The 19,607-nt window shown below is 63.1% G+C and carries 19 protein-coding genes and 1 pseudogene; 16 read left to right on the forward strand and 4 right to left on the reverse strand.

The window, feature by feature from the left end; genetic code table 11:
• Positions 1 to 161: 161 nt before the first annotated feature.
• The 8 genes from rpsM to Q5Z11_RS05375 all read left to right on the forward strand — a co-directional run bounded on the left by rpsM (position 162) and on the right by Q5Z11_RS05375 (position 5,835).
• Positions 162 to 518 carry a 30S ribosomal protein S13 gene (gene rpsM, locus Q5Z11_RS05340; RefSeq protein ID WP_057629605.1) on the forward strand — a complete coding sequence of 119 codons (357 nt, stop codon included), beginning with the start codon at positions 162 to 164 and terminating at the stop codon, positions 516 to 518.
• Positions 519 to 530: 12 nt separating this feature from the next.
• Positions 531 to 923, forward strand: a complete 393-nt coding sequence (gene rpsK, locus Q5Z11_RS05345) for a 30S ribosomal protein S11 (protein WP_057629606.1) — start codon at positions 531 to 533, stop codon at positions 921 to 923.
• Positions 924 to 937: 14 nt separating this feature from the next.
• Positions 938 to 1,567, forward strand: coding sequence for a 30S ribosomal protein S4 (gene rpsD, locus Q5Z11_RS05350; protein WP_057629607.1), 630 nt, complete (start codon positions 938 to 940; stop codon positions 1,565 to 1,567).
• A gap of 54 nt (positions 1,568 to 1,621) precedes the next feature.
• Positions 1,622 to 2,620, forward strand: a complete 999-nt coding sequence (locus Q5Z11_RS05355) for a DNA-directed RNA polymerase subunit alpha (protein ID WP_062169013.1) — start codon at positions 1,622 to 1,624, stop codon at positions 2,618 to 2,620.
• A 194-nt stretch (positions 2,621 to 2,814) separates the two neighbouring features.
• Positions 2,815 to 3,201: a 50S ribosomal protein L17 gene (rplQ, locus tag Q5Z11_RS05360; RefSeq protein ID WP_303749039.1), complete on the forward strand. Its 387-nt coding sequence runs from the start codon at positions 2,815 to 2,817 to the stop codon at positions 3,199 to 3,201.
• A 145-nt stretch (positions 3,202 to 3,346) separates the two neighbouring features.
• The gene (locus Q5Z11_RS05365; protein WP_303749040.1) at positions 3,347 to 3,862 is read left to right on the forward strand and encodes a disulfide bond formation protein B; all 516 of its coding nucleotides are present in this window, start codon (positions 3,347 to 3,349) and stop codon (positions 3,860 to 3,862) included.
• 28 nt (positions 3,863 to 3,890) lie between these two features.
• Entirely contained in the window at positions 3,891 to 5,258 is a 1,368-nt protein-coding gene (locus Q5Z11_RS05370; RefSeq protein WP_303749041.1) for a class II 3-deoxy-7-phosphoheptulonate synthase, read from the forward strand.
• A gap of 133 nt (positions 5,259 to 5,391) precedes the next feature.
• Complete coding sequence (locus Q5Z11_RS05375; protein WP_303749042.1) at positions 5,392 to 5,835, forward strand: REP-associated tyrosine transposase; 444 nt, start codon at positions 5,392 to 5,394, stop codon at positions 5,833 to 5,835.
• 146 nt (positions 5,836 to 5,981) lie between these two features.
• Here the strand turns inward: Q5Z11_RS05375 and Q5Z11_RS05380 are convergent, their stop codons facing one another.
• Positions 5,982 to 6,458, reverse strand: coding sequence for a DUF2127 domain-containing protein (locus Q5Z11_RS05380; RefSeq protein WP_303749043.1), 477 nt, complete (start codon positions 6,456 to 6,458; stop codon positions 5,982 to 5,984).
• A gap of 5 nt (positions 6,459 to 6,463) precedes the next feature.
• Entirely contained in the window at positions 6,464 to 8,293 is a 1,830-nt protein-coding gene (typA, locus tag Q5Z11_RS05385) for a translational GTPase TypA (protein WP_303749044.1), read from the reverse strand.
• Positions 8,294 to 8,504: 211 nt separating this feature from the next.
• Between typA and Q5Z11_RS05390 the strand changes: the two genes are divergently transcribed.
• The 6 genes and pseudogenes from Q5Z11_RS05390 (at position 8,505) to Q5Z11_RS05415 (ending at position 14,965) form a co-directional block, all read left to right on the forward strand.
• A complete protein-coding gene (locus tag Q5Z11_RS05390; RefSeq protein WP_303749045.1) occupies positions 8,505 to 8,999 on the forward strand; it encodes a peptidylprolyl isomerase in 495 nt (164 codons plus the stop codon).
• Between the two features lie 113 nt (positions 9,000 to 9,112).
• Positions 9,113 to 10,096, forward strand: coding sequence for a malate dehydrogenase (locus Q5Z11_RS05395; protein WP_303749046.1), 984 nt, complete (start codon positions 9,113 to 9,115; stop codon positions 10,094 to 10,096).
• A gap of 258 nt (positions 10,097 to 10,354) precedes the next feature.
• On the forward strand, positions 10,355 to 10,978 hold the full coding sequence (locus tag Q5Z11_RS05400) for an RluA family pseudouridine synthase (RefSeq protein WP_303749047.1): 624 nt from the start codon (positions 10,355 to 10,357) through the stop codon (positions 10,976 to 10,978).
• A gap of 323 nt (positions 10,979 to 11,301) precedes the next feature.
• Positions 11,302 to 13,188, forward strand: a pseudogene (gene prpE, locus Q5Z11_RS05405) (propionate--CoA ligase); the annotation flags it as partial.
• A gap of 141 nt (positions 13,189 to 13,329) precedes the next feature.
• A complete protein-coding gene (locus Q5Z11_RS05410; protein WP_303749048.1) occupies positions 13,330 to 13,809 on the forward strand; it encodes a hypothetical protein in 480 nt (159 codons plus the stop codon).
• A 94-nt stretch (positions 13,810 to 13,903) separates the two neighbouring features.
• Positions 13,904 to 14,965 (forward strand): suppressor of fused domain protein, encoded by a 1,062-nt coding sequence (locus Q5Z11_RS05415; protein ID WP_282268633.1) that lies wholly within the window; start codon positions 13,904 to 13,906, stop codon positions 14,963 to 14,965.
• A 10-nt stretch (positions 14,966 to 14,975) separates the two neighbouring features.
• Here the strand turns inward: Q5Z11_RS05415 and Q5Z11_RS05420 are convergent, their stop codons facing one another.
• Positions 14,976 to 16,448: a sensor histidine kinase gene (locus Q5Z11_RS05420; protein ID WP_303749049.1), complete on the reverse strand. Its 1,473-nt coding sequence runs from the start codon at positions 16,446 to 16,448 to the stop codon at positions 14,976 to 14,978.
• Entirely contained in the window at positions 16,445 to 17,164 is a 720-nt protein-coding gene (locus tag Q5Z11_RS05425; RefSeq protein WP_303749050.1) for a response regulator transcription factor, read from the reverse strand. The genes Q5Z11_RS05420 and Q5Z11_RS05425 overlap by 4 nt, the downstream gene beginning before the upstream one ends.
• 145 nt (positions 17,165 to 17,309) lie before the next feature.
• Between Q5Z11_RS05425 and msrB the strand changes: the two genes are divergently transcribed.
• Together msrB and Q5Z11_RS05435 are read left to right on the forward strand one after the other, a co-directional pair.
• Positions 17,310 to 17,813: a peptide-methionine (R)-S-oxide reductase MsrB gene (msrB, locus tag Q5Z11_RS05430; protein WP_303749051.1), complete on the forward strand. Its 504-nt coding sequence runs from the start codon at positions 17,310 to 17,312 to the stop codon at positions 17,811 to 17,813.
• A 34-nt stretch (positions 17,814 to 17,847) separates the two neighbouring features.
• A complete protein-coding gene (locus tag Q5Z11_RS05435) occupies positions 17,848 to 19,602 on the forward strand; it encodes a cytochrome c biogenesis protein DipZ (protein ID WP_303749052.1) in 1,755 nt (584 codons plus the stop codon).
• Positions 19,603 to 19,607: the final 5 nt, after the last annotated feature.

Raw genomic sequence — 19,607 nt, forward strand, 5'->3', positions numbered from 1 at the left:
GGGCACACTCCCCACGCCGGGTCTGTGGAACGTTATGTTCCACGACTTCCAAGCAAACCGAAGCCTTGTTAGTATCGCTAGTTCACTTTTTTGATCCATCCTGCCGGATTGGCGCGCCCCGTGGTGCGCAGTCGGCCATCACTCAGCTGGAGAACCGCGTCATGGCGCGTATTGCAGGCGTCAACCTGCCAGCCCAGAAGCACGTCTGGGTCGGGTTGCAAAGCATTTACGGCATCGGCCGTACCCGTTCGAAGAAGGTCTGCGAAGTCGCGGGCGTTGCTTCGACCACCAAAATCCGCGATCTGTCGGAGCCGGAAATCGATCGTCTGCGCCTGGAAGTGGGCAAGTACATCGTTGAAGGCGATCTGCGTCGCGAAATCGGCATTGCCATCAAGCGCCTGATGGACCTGGGTTGCTACCGCGGCCTGCGTCACCGTCGTGGTCTCCCGCTGCGTGGTCAGCGCACCAAGACCAATGCACGTACCCGTAAGGGTCCGCGCAAGGCTCTGAAGAAGTAAGGGACCTAGATAATGGCTAAGCCCGCTGCTGCAAAAACCAAGAAGAAGATCAAGCGCGTCATCACTGATGGCGTTGCCCACGTCCACGCTTCGTTCAACAACACCATCGTGACCATCACCGACCGTCAGGGCAATGCACTGTCCTGGGCGACCTCCGGTGGCGCTGGCTTCCGTGGTTCGCGTAAGTCGACTCCGTTCGCCGCTCAGGTTGCCGCCGAAAAGGCTGGCAAGGCTGCGCTGGATTACGGCCTGAAGTCGCTGGAAGTCCGCATCAAGGGTCCGGGTCCGGGCCGTGAGTCGGCCGTACGTTCGTTGAACAACGTCGGCTACAAGATCACCAACATCATCGACGTGACGCCAATCCCGCACAACGGGTGCCGTCCGCCGAAGAAGCGTCGCGTCTAAAGGAGCGATAAGAAATGGCTCGTTATATCGGTCCTACCTGTAAGCTCGCCCGCCGCGAAGGCGCCGACCTCTCCCTGAAGAGCCCGGCCCGCGCGTTGGATTCCAAGTGCAAGCTGGAGCAGAAGCCCGGCCAGCACGGCGCCACTGCCCGTAAGGGCAAGCTGTCCGACTACGCTACCCAGCTGCGTGAAAAGCAGAAGGTCAAGCGTATCTACGGTCTGCTGGAGCGTCAGTTCCGCAACTACTACAAGAAGGCCTCGACCAAGAAGGGCAACACCGGCGAGAACCTGCTGCAGTTGTTGGAAACCCGTCTGGACAACGTCGTCTACCGCATGGGCTTCGCAGTGACCCGTCCGGCTGCTCGTCAGCTGGTCTCGCACCGCGGCGTCACGGTCAATGGCAAGTCGGTCAACCTGGCTTCGTACCAGATCAAGGCCGGCGACGCGATTGCGCTGTCTGAAAAGGCTGCCAAGCAGCTGCGCGTCCAGGAAGCCCTGGTCGTTGCCGAGCAGCACGACCTCAGCCCGTCGTGGGTCGAAGTCGATTCGAAGAAGTTCAGCGGCGTCTTCAAGGCCGTTCCGGATCGTGCGGACCTGCCTGCGGATATCAACGAAGCGCTGATCGTCGAGTTGTATTCGAAGTAATTCACAATGGAGAACCTCCGGGTTGCACCGGAGGTTCGCAGGAGAACCCGCAACATGACGGTTACCGCAAACCAGGTTCTGCGTCCTCGCGGTCCGCAGATCGAACGCCTTACCGAGACCCGCGCCAAGGTCGTGATCGAACCCTTGGAGCGTGGTTACGGGCATACGCTGGGCAACGCCCTGCGTCGCGTGCTGCTGTCGTCCATCCCGGGCTTCGCCATTACCGAAGTCGAGATCGACGGCGTGCTGCACGAGTACACCACTCTGGAAGGCCTGCAGGAAGACGTGCTTGACGTCCTGCTGAACCTGAAGGACGTGGCGATCCGTATGCACACCGGCGACAGCGCCACTGTTTCCCTGTCCAAGCAGGGTCCGGGCGTCGTCACCGCTGCCGACATCAAGGTTGACCACAACGTCGAAGTGATCAACGGCGACCATGTGATCTGCAACCTGACCAAGGACACTGCGATCAACATGCGTCTGAAGGTCGAGCGTGGCTTCGGCTACCAGCCGGCTGCCGCACGTCGTCGTCCGGACGAAGAATCGCGTGCGATTGGTCGTCTGGTGCTGGACGCTTCGTTCTCGCCGGTCCGCCGCGTCGCTTATGCGGTGGAAGCCGCTCGCGTCGAACAGCGTACCGACCTGGACAAGCTGGTCATTGATATCGAAACCAACGGCACGATCGATGCCGAGGAAGCTGTCCGCACCGCGGCCGACATCCTCAGCGATCAGCTGTCGGTGTTCGGTGATTTCACCCACCGCGATCGCGGTGCGGCCAAGCCGGCCAACAACGGCGTGGATCCGGTGCTGCTGCGCCCGATCGACGACCTGGAACTGACCGTGCGTTCGGCCAACTGCCTCAAGGCTGAGAGCATCTACTACATCGGCGATCTGATCCAGAAGACCGAAGTCGAACTGCTCAAGACCCCGAACCTCGGCAAGAAGTCGCTGACCGAGATCAAGGAAGTGCTGGCCCAGCGCGGTCTGTCGCTTGGCATGAAGCTGGAGAACTGGCCGCCGGCCGGTGTCGCCGCTCACGGCATGCTCGGCTGATAAGCAATACCTGTTCCCCCGCATGGGCGACCATGCGGGGGAATATTGTTTCAGCAGTACCCGCATTGACGGTTAAACAACGCCGCAATGCCGGTCGTCCAGGACGGGCGACCAGGACCATCCGCAGTCCACTTTCAACGCCAGGACGGCGACAACGAAGTCCAACGTCTCACCATTAACCAAGGAATAAACCCATGCGTCACATGAAGTCGGGCCGCAAGTTCAACCGTACCAGCGCCCACCGCGAAGCAATGTTCAAGAACATGGCTGCGTCGCTGTTCAAGCACCAGCTGATCAAGACCACCCTGCCGAAGGCCAAGGAACTGCGCCGCGTTGCCGAGCCGCTGATCACCCTGGCCAAGGTTGATTCGGTTGCCAACCGTCGTCTGGCGTTCGCCCGCCTGCGTGACAAGGAAGCCGTAGGCGTCCTGTTCACCATCCTGGGCCCGCGCTACGCCAACCGTCCGGGCGGCTACCTGCGCCTGCTGAAGTGCGGTTTCCGCGCTGGCGACAACGCTCCGATGGCTTACGTTGAACTGGTTGACCGTCCGGTCGCCGTTGCGGAAGAAGTCGGCGAGTAATCGCACGCTTCCGTCAATCGACGGATGCAGAAGAAGCCCGGCCTAGGCCGGGCTTTTTTGTTCATGTGGTTACGGTTGCCATCACTGCTGATCGCGTGCGGATGGCCTGTTACTCTTGTTGCATTGTTCAATCCGGAAAGTTGCGATGAACCCTTTGCGTTGGAGTTTCCGCGCGCAGTGCCTGCTGGGCTTGCTGACCTGTGCTGGCCTGCTCGCATTTGCGATCTACATGCAGATCCAGATGGGGCTGGAGCCATGCCCGCTGTGCATCTACCAGCGCATCGCGTTCGCCGCCGTCGGCGTGTTGTTCCTGCTCGGGGCATTGCACGGGCCGAGCAGTCGCGGTGGTCGTGCCGGCTATGGCGTGTTGACCTTCCTGGCAGCCGTGGTGGGCATCGGCATCGCCGGGCGCCACGTCTACGTGCAGTTGTTGCCGAAGGACCTGGGCAGCAGCTGTGGCCCGCCGCTGAGCTTCCTGGCTGAAACCATGGGGCCGTTCGAGGTGTTCCGCACCGTGCTGACCGGCACTGGTGACTGCGGCAACATCGACTGGACCTTCCTCGGCCTGAGCATGCCGATGTGGAGCCTGGTGTGGTTTGTACTGCTTGCGGGTTGGGCGCTGTATGCCGGTCTGCGCGCACGCAAAAAACGTTTGATCTGACTTTTTCACTTCTTTGATTGGTATCTGCATGAACGCTACTTCCTCCCCGTCATCCGCCGCCACCGCCAGCAGCTGGGCGCCGGATAGCTGGCGTGGCAAGCCCGCGCTGCAGATGCCGACCTATCCCGATGCGCAGGCGCTGGAAGAGGCGCTCAGCGAATTGCGGCAGCTGCCGCCGCTGGTGACCTCGTGGGAGATCTTCGCGCTCAAGCAGCAGCTGGCCGATGCGCAGGAAGGCAAGCGCTTCCTGTTGCAGGGCGGTGACTGCGCGGAGAACTTCGTCGACTGCGAATCGGGCACGATCTCCAACCGGCTCAAGGTGCTGCTGCAGATGAGCCTGGTGCTCGTGCACGGCCTGCGCACGCCGGTGATCCGCGTGGGTCGCTTCGCCGGCCAGTACGCCAAGCCGCGCTCGGCCGATACCGAAACCCGTGATGGCGTGACCTTGCGCAGCTATCGTGGCGACGTGATCAATGCGCCTGCGTTCACCGAGGCCGCGCGCCTGCCGGATCCGCAGCGGATGATCACCGCGCACTCGCGCTCGGCGCTGACCATGAACTTCGTGCGTGCGCTGATCGATGGTGGTTTCGCCGACCTGCACCATCCCGAATACTGGAACCTTGCGTGGATGCGTTGCTCGCCGTTGGCCGAGGAGTACCAGGAGATGGTGGCCTCGATCGGTGACGCCGTGCGCTTCATGGAGACCTTGTCGGGCTCGCAGGTGCACAACCTCAATCGGGTGGATTTCTACACCTCGCACGAGGCTTTGCTGTTGCCCTACGAGCAGGCACTGACCCGGCAGGTGCCGCGCCAGAACGGCTGGTTCAACCTGAGCACGCACTATCCGTGGATCGGCATGCGCACGGCGGCGCTGGATGGCGCGCATGTGGAGTACCTGCGCGGTGTGCGTAATCCTATTGCGATCAAGGTGGGGCCGTCGGTGCAACCGGATCAGCTGCTGCGCCTGATCGATGTGCTGAACCCGGAAGACGAGCCGGGCCGTCTGAGCTTCATCCATCGCATGGGTGCGGCGCAGATTGCTGACAAGCTGCCGCCGCTGCTGGACGCGATCAAGCGCGATGGCCGTCGCGTGCTATGGGTCTGCGACGCCATGCATGGCAATACCGAGAGCACCAGCAACGGCTATAAGACGCGTCGCTTCGACAACATCCGCAGCGAGGTCGAGATGTCCTTCGACCTGCACGCAGCGGCCGGTACGCGCCTGGGGGGCGTGCACCTGGAGTTGACCGGCGAGGATGTCACCGAATGCACCGGTGGCGCACGTGAGCTCACCGAGCGCGATCTGGAGCGTGCCTACCGCTCCAGCGTCGATCCGCGCCTGAACTACGAGCAGTCGCTGGAAATCGCCATGGCCATCGTCCGCAAGCAGGGCTGAAGGCACTGTAGTGCCGAGCCATGCTCGGCAGGGGCGTTACCGGCAAAGCCCTATGCCGAGCATGGCTCGGCACTACAGGTGTTGCCGTGAATCACTGACGGACCTTGTTGATCGCTGGCCTCAGGCTGCAGCAATGTCCAGTCCAAAATTGCACGTAGGGCGTTTCTCGCTGCCCAACAACATCTACTCAATCACTACGGTAACCGCTGGGCGTGTGTCGCTGTTTGCGAATCGCAAGAACGCCGAGCAGGTGATTGAAGCACTCCGTCATTGCGAGCTCGCGGGCATCTGCCACAGCCTTGCCTGGGTGGTAATGCCGGATCACCTGCATTGGCTGCTACAGCTTCAATCCGGATCGCTGGGCGGTTGCCTGCAGCGGCTGAAATCGCGATCAGCAAGAGCTATTAATAGTGCCGGATCAATCTGGCAGGCCGGCTATCACGACCATGCAATCAGGCGCGATGAATCGCTGCGTGGCGTAGCCAACTATCTGCTGCACAACCCGGTGCGGGCTGGCCTATGCGAACGGGCGCAGGACTATCCATATGCGTGGTGCAGATGGGACTGGCAGCTCTGATGTTCTGATGTAGTGCCGAGCCATGCTCGGCAAGAGGCGTTACCGGTAATGCCCCTGCCGAGCATGGCTCGGCACTACAGGTGAAGCGTTCGGGATTGCTGGGCGCAGCCCAATGCCGAGCATGGCTCGGCACTACAGGTGAAGCGTCAGCGCTTGCGGTGGCGCTTGCCGAGGTCGCGGGCCAGCACCCAGACGACCAGCAGGTTGACCGCCAACAGCAGCCAGGAGGCCCAGCCGGGGTGTTTGACGATGGCGTAGAAGTCCAGTGGCAGGTACAGCGCGGCGGAGATGCAGCCCAGCCATGATGCCCAGGCCTTGGCGCGCCACAGGCCCCAGGCTTCAAGCACGCGCAGCAGCCCATAGCCGACCAGTACAGCGGCGCCGAGGTGAACGGTATCAGGGGTGATCATGCCCAGCAGCGACGAGAACGCGCCGTTCTCGGGGTCACCACCTGCGCGGTGGATCAGGGCATTGATGATGGTGCGGAGTGGGGCAGGCCCGGAGATCTCCAGGCCTGCCGCGGCGAGAAAGGCCAGTACGGCCTTTCCCGCTTCCAGCAGCGCGATGGCTGCCAGTCCCGGATGCGCATGCGGATCCGGGTTGTAGGGCGTTTTGTCAGTCAAGACAATCAGCCGCCGCGCGACGCCTTCTTGCGGTCGCTTTCGGTCAGGAACTTCTTGCGCAGACGAATTTCCTTCGGGGTGATTTCCACCAGCTCGTCGTCGTCGATGAAGTCCAGGGCCTGTTCCAGCGAGAACTTGATCGCCGGGGTCAGCTGGATCGCATCGTCCTTGCCCGAAGCGCGCATATTGGTCAGCGGCTTGGTCTTGATCGCGTTGACGGTCAGGTCGTTGTCCTTGGAGTGGATACCGATCAGCTGGCCTTCGTACACGTTGTCGCCTTCAGCAGCGAACAGCTTGCCGCGTTCCTGCAGCGGGCCCAGCGAGTAAGCCGGGGTTGCGCCCGGGGCATTGGCGATCATCACGCCATTCAGGCGCTTGGCGATGGCGCCCTGTTCCTTCGGGCCGTAATGGTCGAACACGTGGAACAGCAGGCCAGAACCCTGGGTCAGGGTCTTGAACTCGTTCTGGAAACCGATCAGGCCACGCGCCGGGATCTTGAAATCAAGGCGAACACGGCCCTTGCCGTCGGACTCCATGTTCTCAAGCAGGCCCTTGCGGGTGCCCAGCTTTTCCATCACGCCGCCCTGGTGCTGCTCTTCGATATCGACGACCAGTTGCTCGATCGGCTCCATCATCTGACCATCGATTTCCTTGATGATCACTTCCGGGCGCGATACGGCCAGCTCGTAGCCTTCACGGCGCATGGTTTCGATCAGCACCGACAGGTGCAGCTCGCCGCGGCCGGAGACCAGGAACTTGTCGGCGTCTTCGAGCTGCTCGACCTTCAGTGCCACGTTGTGCACGGTCTCGCGCTCCAGGCGCTCCTTCAGCTGGCGGCTGGTCAGGAACTTGCCGCCGGACAGGTCCTTGTTGCCTGCGAACGGCGAGTTGTTGACCTGGAAGGTCATCGAGATGGTCGGCTCGTCGACGGTCAGTGCCGGCAGCGCTTCCGGGGTGTCCAGGGCGCAGACGGTGTCGGAGATGGTCAGTTCCTGGATGCCGGAGATGGCGATGATGTCGCCAGCCTGTGCTTCCTCGACTTCGATGCGCTCCAGGCCCATGAAGCCCAGTACCTGCAGGACCTTGCCCTGGCGCTTCTTCCCTTCACGGTCGATGACCGCGACGGACTGGTTCTTCTTGACCTTGCCGCGCTGGATGCGGCCAATGCCGATCACGCCAACGAAGTTGTTGTAGTCCAGCTGGCTGATGCGCATCTGGAACGGGCCGTCGGCCTCGACTTCCGGCACCGGCACGTACTTCATGATCGCTTCGTACAGCGGGGTCATGTCGCCGTCGCGGACGGTGTCTTCCAGGCCGGCGTAGCCGTTCAGGCCCGAGGCGTAGACGATCGGGAAGTCGAGCTGCTCATTGGTGGCGCCGAGCTTGTCGAACAGGTCGAACACCTGGTCGATGACCCATTCCGGACGGGCGCCCGGGCGGTCTACCTTGTTGACCACGACGATCGGCTTGAAGCCCATCGCGAAGGCCTTCTGGGTGACGAAACGGGTCTGCGGCATCGGGCCGTCCATCGCGTCAACCAGGATCAGCACCGAGTCGACCATCGACAGCACGCGCTCCACTTCGCCGCCGAAGTCGGCGTGTCCGGGGGTGTCGACGATGTTGATGCGGTTGCCATTCCACTTGATGGCCGTGTTCTTGGCCAGGATGGTGATGCCGCGTTCCTTTTCCTGGTCGTTGCTGTCCATTACGCGCTCGGCAAGTACCGTACGCTCGGACAGGGTGCCGGACTGCTTGAGCAGCTGGTCGACGAGGGTGGTCTTGCCATGATCGACGTGGGCGACGATGGCGATGTTGCGAAGATTTTCGATGGACATGCGAAAGACGGCCAGCCGGTGCCGTGAAATGGGGAAAATGAGTCCAGCATTATAGCGCTATGTGGCCGCTATGCGAAAACCAACGTTCAGACTCGTCTGATTGCCCATTCAGGCTTCGGCGGCGCAAGCTGCTGCGGAGGGCAGCAGCACGGGCGGAGCCGGGTGTAAACTAGCTGGCTATTGAGAGTCGTCTTCTTTACTAAGGATTTCCATGTCGCTGATCGCCAATTTCGACACCTCCCGCGGCCTGATCAAGGTTGAGCTGCATGCCGACAAGGCACCGCTGACCGTGGCCAACTTCGTCAACCTGGTGAAGCACGGCTTCTATGACGGCCTCGCTTTCCACCGTGTCATCGCCGACTTCATGATCCAGGGCGGCTGCCCGGAAGGCTCCGGCCGCGGCGGCCCGGGCTACCGTTTCGAGGACGAGACCAAGAACGGCGTGCGCCACGAGCGCGGCGTGCTGTCCATGGCCAATGCCGGCCCGAATACCAATGGCAGCCAGTTCTTCATCACCCACATCAAGACCGATTGGCTTGATGGCAAGCACACCGTGTTTGGCAAGGTGCTCGAAGGCCTGGACGTGGTTGACGCGATCCAGCAGGGCGATGCGATCAACAAGATCACCCTGGAAGGCGATACCGACGCCGTGCTGGCCGCCAAGGCCGACCGCGTCGCCGAGTGGAACAAGATCCTCGCCGCCTGATTGATACCGACGGCCACCTGTACAAGGTGGCCGTTTCTGATTCCAGCCCGGCCAGCGCGTGCGCGCATGCCCGGCTTTACCCCCACAACCGCTTCTTAGCAGAGGAAACCCCCATGAAAGCACCCGTTCGTGTTGCCGTAACCGGCGCTGCCGGCAATATCGGTTATGCACTGCTGTTCCGCATCGCATCTGGCGAAATGCTGGGCAAGGACCAGCCGGTCATCCTGCAGCTGCTCGAAATCGACAACGAAAAGGCCCAGGCCGCCCTGCAGGGTGTGGTCATGGAACTGGAAGACTGCGCGTTCCCGCTGCTGGCCGGCGTGGTGACCACCGCTGACCCGCTGGTTGCCTTCAAGGACGTCGACGTGGCCCTGCTGGTCGGCGCGCGTCCGCGCGGCCCGGGCATGGAGCGCAAGGACCTGCTGCTCGAGAACGCCAAGATCTTCACCGTGCAGGGCAAGGCCCTGAACGCCGTCGCCAAGCGTGACGTGAAGGTGCTGGTGGTCGGCAACCCGGCCAACACCAACGCCTACATCGCAATGAAGTCGGCTCCGGACCTGAACCCGAAGAACTTCACCGCCATGCTGCGCCTGGACCACAACCGCGCCCTGAGCCAGCTGGCTGCCAAGACCGGCAAGACCGTGGAGAGCTTCGAGCAGTTCACCGTGTGGGGCAACCACAGCCCGACCATGTACCCGGACTACCGCTTCGCCACCACCGGCGGCGCCAAGGTTGCCGAGCTGATCAACGATCAGGAATGGAACGCCAACACCTTCATCCCGACCGTCGGCAAGCGCGGCGCAGCGATCATCGCCGCCCGTGGCCTGTCCTCGGCCGCCTCGGCTGCCAACGCCGCCATCGACCACATCCATGACTGGGTGCTGGGCAGCAACGGCAAGTGGGTGACCATGGGCGTGCCGTCCGACGGTTCCTACGGCATTCCGGAAGGCGTTGTGTTCGGCTTCCCGGTGACCACCGAGAACGGCGAGTACACCATCATCAAGGACCTGCCGATCGACGACTTCTCCAAGAAGTACATCGACATCACCCTGGGTGAGCTGGAAGAAGAGCGCGCTGGCGTTGCCGACCTGCTGTAACAGCTGGCGGTCGATGTGATGCAATGAACGGGGAAGCTTCGGCTTCCCCGTTTTTTTTTGTTGTTCGTTGTAGTGCCGAGCCATGCTCGGCAGAGGTCTTACGAGTGAAGCCTCATGCCGAGCATGGCTCGGCACTACGCTCCCTCCTTTTCGCGTAGCGAAGGGGAGGGCTGGGGAGGGGTAGCTTTTTTTGCCGGATAGGCGGTTTATCGCCAAGGCCTCTGCCGAGCGTGGCTCGGCACTACATTTAGTTTTTTTATGACTGACAAGATTGCTTTGCACTACATCGACGAGGCGCTGCTGGTGGCTGAAAAGCCGGCCGGTCTGCTGTCTGTTCCTGGGCGTCTGCCGGAGAACCAGGACTGCGTTGTAGCGCGTCTGCAGCAGCAGTATCCGGATGCGTTGACCGTGCATCGGCTGGATCAGGTGACATCTGGATTGATGTTGTATGCACGTGGCAAGGCAATGCAGGTCGCGCTGTCCAAACAGTTCGAGCAGCGACAGGTCAGCAAGCGCTATGAAGCGCTGGTGCAGGGATTGGTTGAGGGCGAATCCGGCGAAATCGATCTGCCATTGATCTGCGATTGGCCGAACCGGCCGAAGCAGATGGTGAGTTTTGAACTGGGCAAGCCGTCCTTGACGCGTTGGCGGGTATTGGCGCGGGATGTGGTTGCGCAGACCACACGGGTTGAACTGGAACCGGTGACCGGACGCAGCCATCAGCTGCGCTTGCACCTGGCAAGCATTGGGCATCCGATCGTGGGCGATGTGATGTATGACGCGCAGCCTGCACTGCGGGTTTGCCTGCATGCGCGGCGCCTGGGGTTTGTGCACCCGCTGACTGGGGTGGCGCTGGAGTTTGTTTCTGAGTGTCCTTTCTAGGAGCAAGAGCTTGCCCTCACCCCAACCCCTCTCCCGTAAACGGGAGAGGGGCTAGCAATGCGTCGGCTGCCAGTGCATTAGCCCCTCTCCCGCAAGCGGGAGAGGGGTTGGGGTGAGGGGAGGCTTTTAGCCCAAAGCCCAAAGCCCAAAGCCCAAAGCCCAACGCCCAACGCCCAACGCCCAACGCCCAACGCCCTCAACCCCTGCCCCTGCCCTTGGTCCTCAATTTCCCGCCGCCGAGCCTTTGGTCTTAAGACCATCGTCGCAAGGAGTGCGTCGCAGCCCCGGACTATGCTCGGCACACAGCCAGGCAGTTACCGGAGGGTGCCGTGCAGTACGAGCAGATCTACCGCCGTTCCATTGAAGAGCCGGAAGCTTTCTGGGCCGAGGAAGCCAAGGCGATCCACTGGCATCGCCCGCCGCAACAGATCCTGGATTACTCCAATCCGCCGTTCCGGCGCTGGTTCGTCGGTGGTGAAACCAATCTCTGTTACAACGCGGTTGACCGCCATCTGGCCGAGCGCGGCGAGCAGCTCGCACTGGTCGCCATCTCCACCGAAACCAATGTCACCCGCGAGCTCACCTACCGCGATCTCCATCGTGAAGTGAATGCATTCGCCGCGGTGCTGCTCAAGCTAGATGTCGGTCGCGGTGATCGGGTGGTCATCTACATGCCGAACATGGCCGAGGCGGTGTTCGCGATGCTCGCCTGCGCGCGCATCGGTGCGGTGCACTCCGTCGTGTTTGGTGGTTTCGCTGCGCACAATCTTGCACTACGTATCGATGATGCAAAGCCCAAGCTGCTGATCGCCGCCGATGCAGGCATGCGCGGTGGCAAGGTAATTCCGTACAAGGCGATGGTCGATGCAGCCTGCGCCGAAGCCATTACGCCGCCGCCGAAGGTATTGATCGTTTCGCGCGGGCTGGATGCCGCGGAGCCGCGCATCGCTGGTCGCGACGAAGACTATGCGCAGCTGCGTGCTCAGGTCGGCGACGTTGAGGTGCCGGTGCAATGGTTGGAGTCCAACGAACCGAGCTATCTGTTGTACACCTCCGGTACCACCGGCAAGCCCAAGGGCGTGCAGCGCGACGTTGGTGGCTATGCAGTGGCAATGGTGCAGTCGATGCGCACGGTGTTTGACTGCGCGCCGGGGCAGGTGATGTTCTCCACCTCCGATGTCGGCTGGGCGGTTGGCCATTCCTATAACGTCTATGGCCCCTTGATCGGCGGCTGTACTTCGTTGCTGTACGAAGGCCTGCCGATCAATCCGGATGCAGGCATATGGTGGGCGCTGTGCGAGCAGTACGGCGTGCGCACGATGTTCTCTTCGCCGACCGCGATCCGTGTGTTGAAAAAGCACGATGTGGATTTCATCGATCGGCACGATCTGTCCGAACTGCAGTATCTGTTCCTCGCCGGCGAACCCCTGGATGAGCCTACCGCGCAATGGATCAGCGGCGCGTTGCACAAGCCGGTCATCGACAACTACTGGCAAACTGAAACCGGTTGGCCGGCACTGACCTTGTTGCCGGGGCTGGAAATGAAGCCGGTCAAGTTCGGCTCGCCGGGCTTCCCGAACCTCGGCTACAAGATGAAAGTCATCGACGAGCAGAGCGGCGTGGAAGTCGCGCCCGGGCAGAAGGGTGTGCTGGTGATCCAACCGCCTTTACCGCCCGGTTGCATGAGCACGGTCTGGAACGATGACGAACGCTTCCTCAAAAGCTATTTCAGTCACTTCAAGGAGCTGCTGTACAGCTCGCTGGACTGGGCCATCCGCGATGAGGACGGTTACACCTTCATCCTTGGCCGCACCGATGATGTGATCAACGTGGCGGGCCATCGGCTGGGCACGCGCGAGATCGAGGAAGCCATCTCCGCCCACCCGCGCGTTGCCGAAGCCGCGGTGATCGGCGTGCACGACGAGCTGAAGGGCCAGGTGCCGCTGGTGTTTGTCACCTTGAAACAGGCCCTGCCGGACGATGATGCCGGGCAACTCGGGGCGGAAATGGTGAGCCAGGTCACCCATTCGCTGGGCGCGGTTGCCCGGCCCGCCCATGTCCATATCGTCAATGCACTTCCCAAGACCCGTTCGGGTAAGCTGCTGAGGCGTTCATTGCAGGCATTGGCGGAGCAGCGTGATCCGGGCGATCTGTCGACACTCGACGACCCGGGCGCACTGGAGGAAATCCGCCGCGCGCTGGGGAAATAGCGCGTAGCCGGGCCGCAGGGCTGCTGTGCGGCGGTGATCGCAAGGGGGCGGGACGTGTGGATTTGATTGCACATTCCGGGGCGGGGGCTCCGGAAAAGTGCGCGCGTACCGTATTGCGATGCACAAAAGAGGGGGAAGGGAATGGCATTCATCTATGCCAAGACGGCTGCTGGCCGCCTGGAGATCGAGAGTCGCGGTTTGAAGCTGGCACCGGCGCTGCGCTCGGTGCTGCTGTTGGTGGACGGACAGCGCGATGAGCGCGAGCTGCAGACGATGGCGCAGGGCCTGCGTGCACCTGACGACGTACTGGCACAGCTGAGCGCATTGCAGCTGATCGACGCGGTTGCCGGCAGTGCCGACAAGGCGCCGGTGCTGCCGGTGACCACCCAGCTCGGCGATGACCCGCTGCGCTACCAGCAGCTGCGCGACTGGATGGCCGAATCGGTGCGCAAGCACCTGGGCCTGAAGGGCTATCTGATTCAGCTCAAGATCGATCGCAGCAAGACCGCGGTCAGCCTGGAACAGTTGTGGCCGGAACTGGCCACCGCCTTGGGCAAGGCCAAGAGCCCCGCATTCGCCAGCCGCTGGCTGGAAGAGACGCGCGCACTGGTGGTTGGCTGAGCGAACCATTGCGCAAAGGCGTGGTTGGCAGGCGTGCTGTCGTCGCCATGCACCGGCATTATCATGGTGGCTTGTTCATCATGGGAGTGCCTGCATGGCGCAGGAAAACAGCGGCGAAATCAGCACCGCAGGCTGGGACGCGATCAACGCGGCAATGGTGGCGCTGTATCCGGGACAGGAGCCGCGCCATTTCGGCACGCTGCTTTCGCATACGCTGGGCGGCAACGATCCCTTGGACGGCATCAGTGTCTATTGGAGCGCGTCTCCGCGTCCGCATTGGCATTACGTCAGCTACGGCTTTTCCGAGCTGTACGACAAGCAGAGTGATGATCCGCAGGAAAGCGGTTTCGGTTTCGAGCTTACCTTTCGTCTGGCTGCACAGGCAGGTGATGACAAGCGCGGCGAGCCCCCGGCGTGGCCGATGAACCTGATGCAGAACCTTGCGCGCTATGTGTTCAGCAGCGGCAATGTGTTCGAGGCCGGTCACCATCTGGATGCAAATGGTCCGATCGCATTGGATACCGAAACCCGATTGCGACATCTGGCCTTTGTTGCCGACCCACAGTTGCCTGCGATCGACACCGCCAATGGTCGCCTGCATTTCCTGCAGCTGGTGGGTTTGAGCGATGAGGAGATGGCAGCGGTAAAACGCTGGTCAACACAGGGTGTGCTGGCGACATTGGAGCCGGCGATGCCGTTGTGGATCACCGAGCTGGAGCGCGATTCGCTGTTGGCCGATCCCAGCATCGCCGCGCAGCTTGAAGCGGGCAGCCAGCGCGAGGGTTCCAGCACCGGCATGTTGTTCGTCGAGACCTTGGAATGGTCGGCCGACGGCGCTACCACCACACTGGTGCTGGGCGCAGGGCAGGTTGCCAGCGTGCTCGAACTGTTGCCATTGCGCCTGCATCATGACAAACCGCTGGTGATACTCGGCAAGGATCGCCAATGGCGCTTCGAGCCCGGCCTGAGCGACGACGTACAGAGCGATGACGACAGCGCGCGCTGCGTGTTGTCCGATGCCAGCCTGAAGGCGATGCTGGCCAGCGTGCGTGCCGAGCGAGGCCTGTATCCGATGCCCGGCGGCAAGCTGCAGATCGAAGTGCGCCCAAGCTTGCTGCGCGACGGGCAGGGCAAAGTGATCCGCGAGATCGGCTGATCCCGCGGCGTTATCGCGGGCGTGCCGCAGGCAAGGAGAACACGAAGCTTGCGCCTTCATTGCTGTCGAGCAGGTGGATCTGCCGATGGTGCAGCTGCAGGATGCGGTGCACGATCAGCAAGCCCAGGCCGCCGCTGTCCGGACGCTGGCTGCCCAGCGCCGGCAGCGTGCTGAACAACTGTTCGCGGCGTGCCAGCGGAATGCCGGGGCCGGTATCGGACACGCTGACCTGCACGTCGCCATCAACTGCATGCAAGGTAACCGTGATGCGCCCGCCTGGCGGGGTATGCCGGATCGCGTTGTCTAGCAGGTTGGTCAGCACCCTTTCGATCAGGCCGAGGTCGGCTTCCACCGGCGGCAGACCGGCGGGAATCACCGCGTCGAGCTGCTGCTGCCGCGACTGTGCAGCCAGTTCGAATTTCTGGAAGACGTCCTGGATCAGATCCGGCAGCGAGAACGCCTGTAGTTCCAGTACAACGCCGCCATGTTCCAGTCGCGCCAGTTCGAACAGCGCCTGTGCAAGCCGGCCAACCTTGTGGCTCTGCGACAGCGCGATACCCAGGTAGCGCTGGCGTTCCTCGGCACTGAGGCTGGCGTCCTTCAGTGCAAGCGTCTCCAGGTAGCCATGCAGGGACGACAGCGGCGTGCGCAGGTCGTGCGAGAGATTGGCGACCAGCTCGCGCCGTTGCAGGTCCTGCTGCCGCAGCTGTTGCCATTGCTCGCCGACGCGTTGGCTGAGATGGGAGAAGCTGTGCTGCAGGATGCTCAGTTCATCGCGTTCACCGGCACGCAGCGGCGTGGGTGGCAACGGCAGGTGCGGATCGGCGCTGTCGACATCGAAGGATTGGATGCGACGGGTCAGCTGGCGCAATGGTCGTGTCACCCACCGGAATGCGATCAACCCGGCCAGCAAGCCGAACACCGCCACGATCGCCAGTGACCACAACGTGGTTCGCAGGTTGGCGTTGGCGGCGATATCCGCAGCCAGGGCTTCGCGCTGCTCGCCCACCAGCACGACGTAGATGTAGCCGACCTGACGGCCCTGCACCCACAGCGGTGCGGCGTTGAATACCTTGCGGCCACTGCTGCTGCGCGGGTCGTCACCGAAGATAGGCAGCTTGCCGCCAGTAAGTAGTGATTGCACCGGTGCCAGATCAACCCGATCACGCTTGAGATGGCCTTCCGGTGCGTCATGGCCGAGGATGCGGCCTTCCTCGTCAAGCAGGTAGACCTCGACGCTGGGATTGACCGACATCAGCTTGCCGAACAGCGCGCGCACTTCACCATCGCGCAGACCGCGTGCATCCATCAGTTCGCCACTGCGTGCGATGTGCTCGGCCAGACCACGCGACAGGCGCTGCACGGTTTCCTGCTCGTGCATGCGGCTGCTGCGCATCTGTATCCACGCCAGCGCGCCGCAGCAGACCAGCAGCAGTGCGCAGAACACCAGCGACAGGCGTTGCGAGAGCGTCAGCCGGATCATGCGGCGCTCCCGCCATCGGTCGCGAGCTTGTAGCCGCGGCCCCATACAGTGAGGATGCGCTTCGGTAGCGCCGGGTCGTGTTCGATCTTGTTCCGCAGCCGGTTGATGTGGGTATTGACGGTGTGCTCGTAGCCATCGTGTTGATGGCCCCAGACCTGGTTGAGCAGTTCCATGCGCGAGTACACCTGGTCGGGGTGGCGGGCGAAGAAATACAGCAGGTCGAATTCGCGTGGGGTCAGTTCCAGCGGGCGTGCATCCACCTGCGCGGTGCGCGCGACCGGGTCGATGCGCAGGCCAGCGACTTCAGTCGCGCCGGCATCGATGCGCGCGTTCTGCGCCATCGCCTCGACTCGTCGCAGCAAGGCTTTCACCCGTGCGACCAGTTCCAGCATCGAGAAGGGTTTGGCCAGATAGTCGTCGGCGCCCAGCTCCAAGCCGAGGATGCGGTGCAGCTCGCTGGCCCGCGCGCTGGTGATGATGATCGGCGTGTAGCGGGTCATCGCGCGGGCGCGGCGGCAGATCTCCAGCCCATCCACGCCCGGCAGCATCAGGTCCAGCACCAAGGCATCCCATTGCCCGGCCTCGAGCAGCTGCAGCCCTTCATCGCCAGTCGTCGCATGGGTGACGTCATAGCCTTCGTCACGCAGGTGCATGCGCAGCAGGTTGGCGATGTGGACATCGTCTTCGACGATCAGGATGCGTTTGTTGCTGCTCATCGACGCCTGCGGCCGCTGGAGGGATGGCTGGCATTGTGCGTGGACAGGCGCGCGGATGTGTCACGAAGAATTTAACTCTGCGTGAGGATTCGTTGACCTGCCCGGGCGCAGCATGGCCGCATCGACCGCTGGCTGGAGATCGCCCATGTCCCTCACCCGTCGCAAGCTGCTTGGAATTGGCGGTATGGCTGCCGCCGCCGGCGTGCTCGGCTTGACCGCCTGCAACGGCCCGGCACCGGCCGCACCCGCGCGCGCAGCGGTGTTTGAAGTGATGCGCAGCGAGGCGCAGTGGCGGCAGCTGCTCAGCCCCGCGCAATACGCGGTGCTGCGCCAGCAGAGCACCGAGCGGGCGTTCAGCAGCCCACTCAATGCCGAGCACCGGCGCGGCACCTTCAACTGCGCGGGCTGCGCGCTGCCGCTGTTCTCCTCGGCGACCAAATTCGACAGCGGAACTGGCTGGCCAAGCTTCTGGGCACCGCTGCACGGCGCGGTCGGCGAGGACCGGGACACGAGCTACGGCATGACCCGGGTCGGCGTGCATTGCCGGCGCTGTGGCGGCCATCTGGGCCATGTCTTCGAGGACGGCCCACGCCCGACCGGTCTGCGTTACTGCATGAACGGCGTGGCCCTGCAATTCGTCGCGGCCTGAGCGCCGCGCCCCCCTACTCAAGAAGGATGCTTCCATGTTCCTGTTGGTACTGGCCTATCTCGGCGGCGTACTCACCCTGCTCAGCCCCTGCATCCTGCCGGTGCTGCCCTTCGTGTTCGCGCGCGCTGACCGGCCGTTCCTGCGCAGTGGCTTGCCGCTGCTGGTGGGCATGGCCTTGATGTTCGCGGTGGTCGCCAGCCTGGCCGCGGTGGGTAGCCAATGGGTGGCGCAGGCCAATCAGATCGGGCGCTGGATCGCGCTGGTGGTGATGGCGCTGTTCGCGCTCGCGCTGTTGTGGCCGGCGCTGGCGGAGCGCCTGCTGGCGCCGCTGCAGCGTCTGGGCGTACGCCTGGGCGCAGCTGCAGATGCAGGGCAGGGCGGCGTGCTCAGCTCGCTGCTGATCGGCGTGGCCACCGGCCTGCTGTGGGCGCCGTGCGCAGGCCCGATCCTGGGGCTGATCCTGACCGGCGCCGCCCTGCAGGGCGCCAACGTTGGCACCAGCGGTCTGCTGCTGGCCTATGCGCTGGGCGCGGCCACCTCGCTGGCCTTGGCGGTGTGGATAGGCGGGCGCGTGTTTACGGCATTGAAGCAGCGGCTGGGTGTGGGCGAATGGATTCGTCGTGGGCTGGGTATTGCCGCACTGCTGGCGGTGCTGGCGATCGCGATGGGCTGGGATACCGGCTTGCTGACGCGGCTGTCCACGGTCAGCACGGCGAGGTTGGAGCAGCAGTTGCTGGATGCATTGCCTGCCCAGCAACCCCCGGCAGGTCCGGCAATGATGATGATGGCGGGCGCCGCCAAGGGCGATGCGAGTCTGCCGGTGGAAGGTGAGCTGCCATCGCTGGCCGGCGCTACCGGCTGGCTCAACAGCCCGCCGCTGGATGCACAGCAGCTGCGCGGCAAGGTGGTGCTGGTGGATTTCTGGACTTACTCCTGTATCAACTGCCTGCGTGCCATGCCGCATGTGCGCGACTGGGCCGAGCGTTACAAGGAGCATGGGCTGGTGGTGATCGGCGTGCATGCGCCGGAGTTCGCCTTTGAACGTGACCTGCGCAACGTGCAGCGCGCGGTGACGGACCTGAAGGTCACTTACCCGGTCGCCATCGACAATGATTTCGCGATCTGGCGTGGCTTCAACAACCAGTACTGGCCGGCGCATTACTTCATCGATGCGCAGGGACGCATCCGTGCCCATCATTTCGGTGAAGGCAACTACGCGCAGTCCGAGCAGATCATCCGCCAGCTGCTGCGCGAGGCTGGCAACAGTCTGCCCGGCGATGCGGTGCCAGCAATGCGCATGGCCGGCAGCGGTATCGAACGTGAGGCCGATATGGCCAGCCTGAAGTCGCCGGAGACCTATATCGGCCACGGCCGCGCCGAGCACTTCGCCTCGCCCGGTGGCATGCAGCTTGGTCAGCTGCACGACTACAGCCTGCCGACCGCGTTGCAACTCAATCAATGGGCGCTGGCCGGGCAGTGGCGTGTTGGCGAAGAAGACGCGCAGCTGGAACAGGCCGGCGGCCGTATCGCATTCCGCTTCCATGCCCGCGACCTGCACCTGGTGCTGGCACCGCAGGACCCGGCGCGGCCGGTGCGTTTCCGCGTGCGTATCGATGGCCAGCCGCCACAGGCCGCGGCCGGCAGCGACGTATCAGCCCAGGGCGAGGGAACGGTGGACCAGAACCGGCTTTATCAGTTGATCCGACAGGACGGCGAGATACGCGAGCGCACGTTCGAGATCGAGTTCCTGGATCCCGGCGTGCGCGCCTATGCCTTCACGTTCGGTTGATTGGA

The sequence above is a fragment of the Stenotrophomonas sp. 610A2 genome, assembly GCF_030549615.1.
In the GTDB taxonomy this organism is placed as follows: domain Bacteria; phylum Pseudomonadota; class Gammaproteobacteria; order Xanthomonadales; family Xanthomonadaceae; genus Stenotrophomonas; species Stenotrophomonas pigmentata.

Coding starts and splice junctions, on each gene's coding strand:
- rpsM (WP_057629605.1), top strand. CDS start 162: ATGGCGCGTATTGCAGGCGTCAACCTGCCAGCCCAGAAGCACGTCTGG.
- rpsK (WP_057629606.1), top strand. CDS start 531: ATGGCTAAGCCCGCTGCTGCAAAAACCAAGAAGAAGATCAAGCGCGTC.
- rpsD (WP_057629607.1), top strand. CDS start 938: ATGGCTCGTTATATCGGTCCTACCTGTAAGCTCGCCCGCCGCGAAGGC.
- Q5Z11_RS05355 (WP_062169013.1), top strand. CDS start 1,622: ATGACGGTTACCGCAAACCAGGTTCTGCGTCCTCGCGGTCCGCAGATC.
- rplQ (WP_303749039.1), top strand. CDS start 2,815: ATGCGTCACATGAAGTCGGGCCGCAAGTTCAACCGTACCAGCGCCCAC.
- Q5Z11_RS05365 (WP_303749040.1), top strand. CDS start 3,347: ATGAACCCTTTGCGTTGGAGTTTCCGCGCGCAGTGCCTGCTGGGCTTG.
- Q5Z11_RS05370 (WP_303749041.1), top strand. CDS start 3,891: ATGAACGCTACTTCCTCCCCGTCATCCGCCGCCACCGCCAGCAGCTGG.
- Q5Z11_RS05375 (WP_303749042.1), top strand. CDS start 5,392: ATGTCCAGTCCAAAATTGCACGTAGGGCGTTTCTCGCTGCCCAACAAC.
- typA (WP_303749044.1), bottom strand. CDS start 8,293: ATGTCCATCGAAAATCTTCGCAACATCGCCATCGTCGCCCACGTCGAT.
- Q5Z11_RS05390 (WP_303749045.1), top strand. CDS start 8,505: ATGTCGCTGATCGCCAATTTCGACACCTCCCGCGGCCTGATCAAGGTT.
- Q5Z11_RS05395 (WP_303749046.1), top strand. CDS start 9,113: ATGAAAGCACCCGTTCGTGTTGCCGTAACCGGCGCTGCCGGCAATATC.
- Q5Z11_RS05400 (WP_303749047.1), top strand. CDS start 10,355: ATGACTGACAAGATTGCTTTGCACTACATCGACGAGGCGCTGCTGGTG.
- Q5Z11_RS05410 (WP_303749048.1), top strand. CDS start 13,330: ATGGCATTCATCTATGCCAAGACGGCTGCTGGCCGCCTGGAGATCGAG.
- Q5Z11_RS05415 (WP_282268633.1), top strand. CDS start 13,904: ATGGCGCAGGAAAACAGCGGCGAAATCAGCACCGCAGGCTGGGACGCG.
- Q5Z11_RS05420 (WP_303749049.1), bottom strand. CDS start 16,448: ATGATCCGGCTGACGCTCTCGCAACGCCTGTCGCTGGTGTTCTGCGCA.
- Q5Z11_RS05425 (WP_303749050.1), bottom strand. CDS start 17,164: ATGAGCAGCAACAAACGCATCCTGATCGTCGAAGACGATGTCCACATC.
- msrB (WP_303749051.1), top strand. CDS start 17,310: ATGTCCCTCACCCGTCGCAAGCTGCTTGGAATTGGCGGTATGGCTGCC.
- Q5Z11_RS05435 (WP_303749052.1), top strand. CDS start 17,848: ATGTTCCTGTTGGTACTGGCCTATCTCGGCGGCGTACTCACCCTGCTC.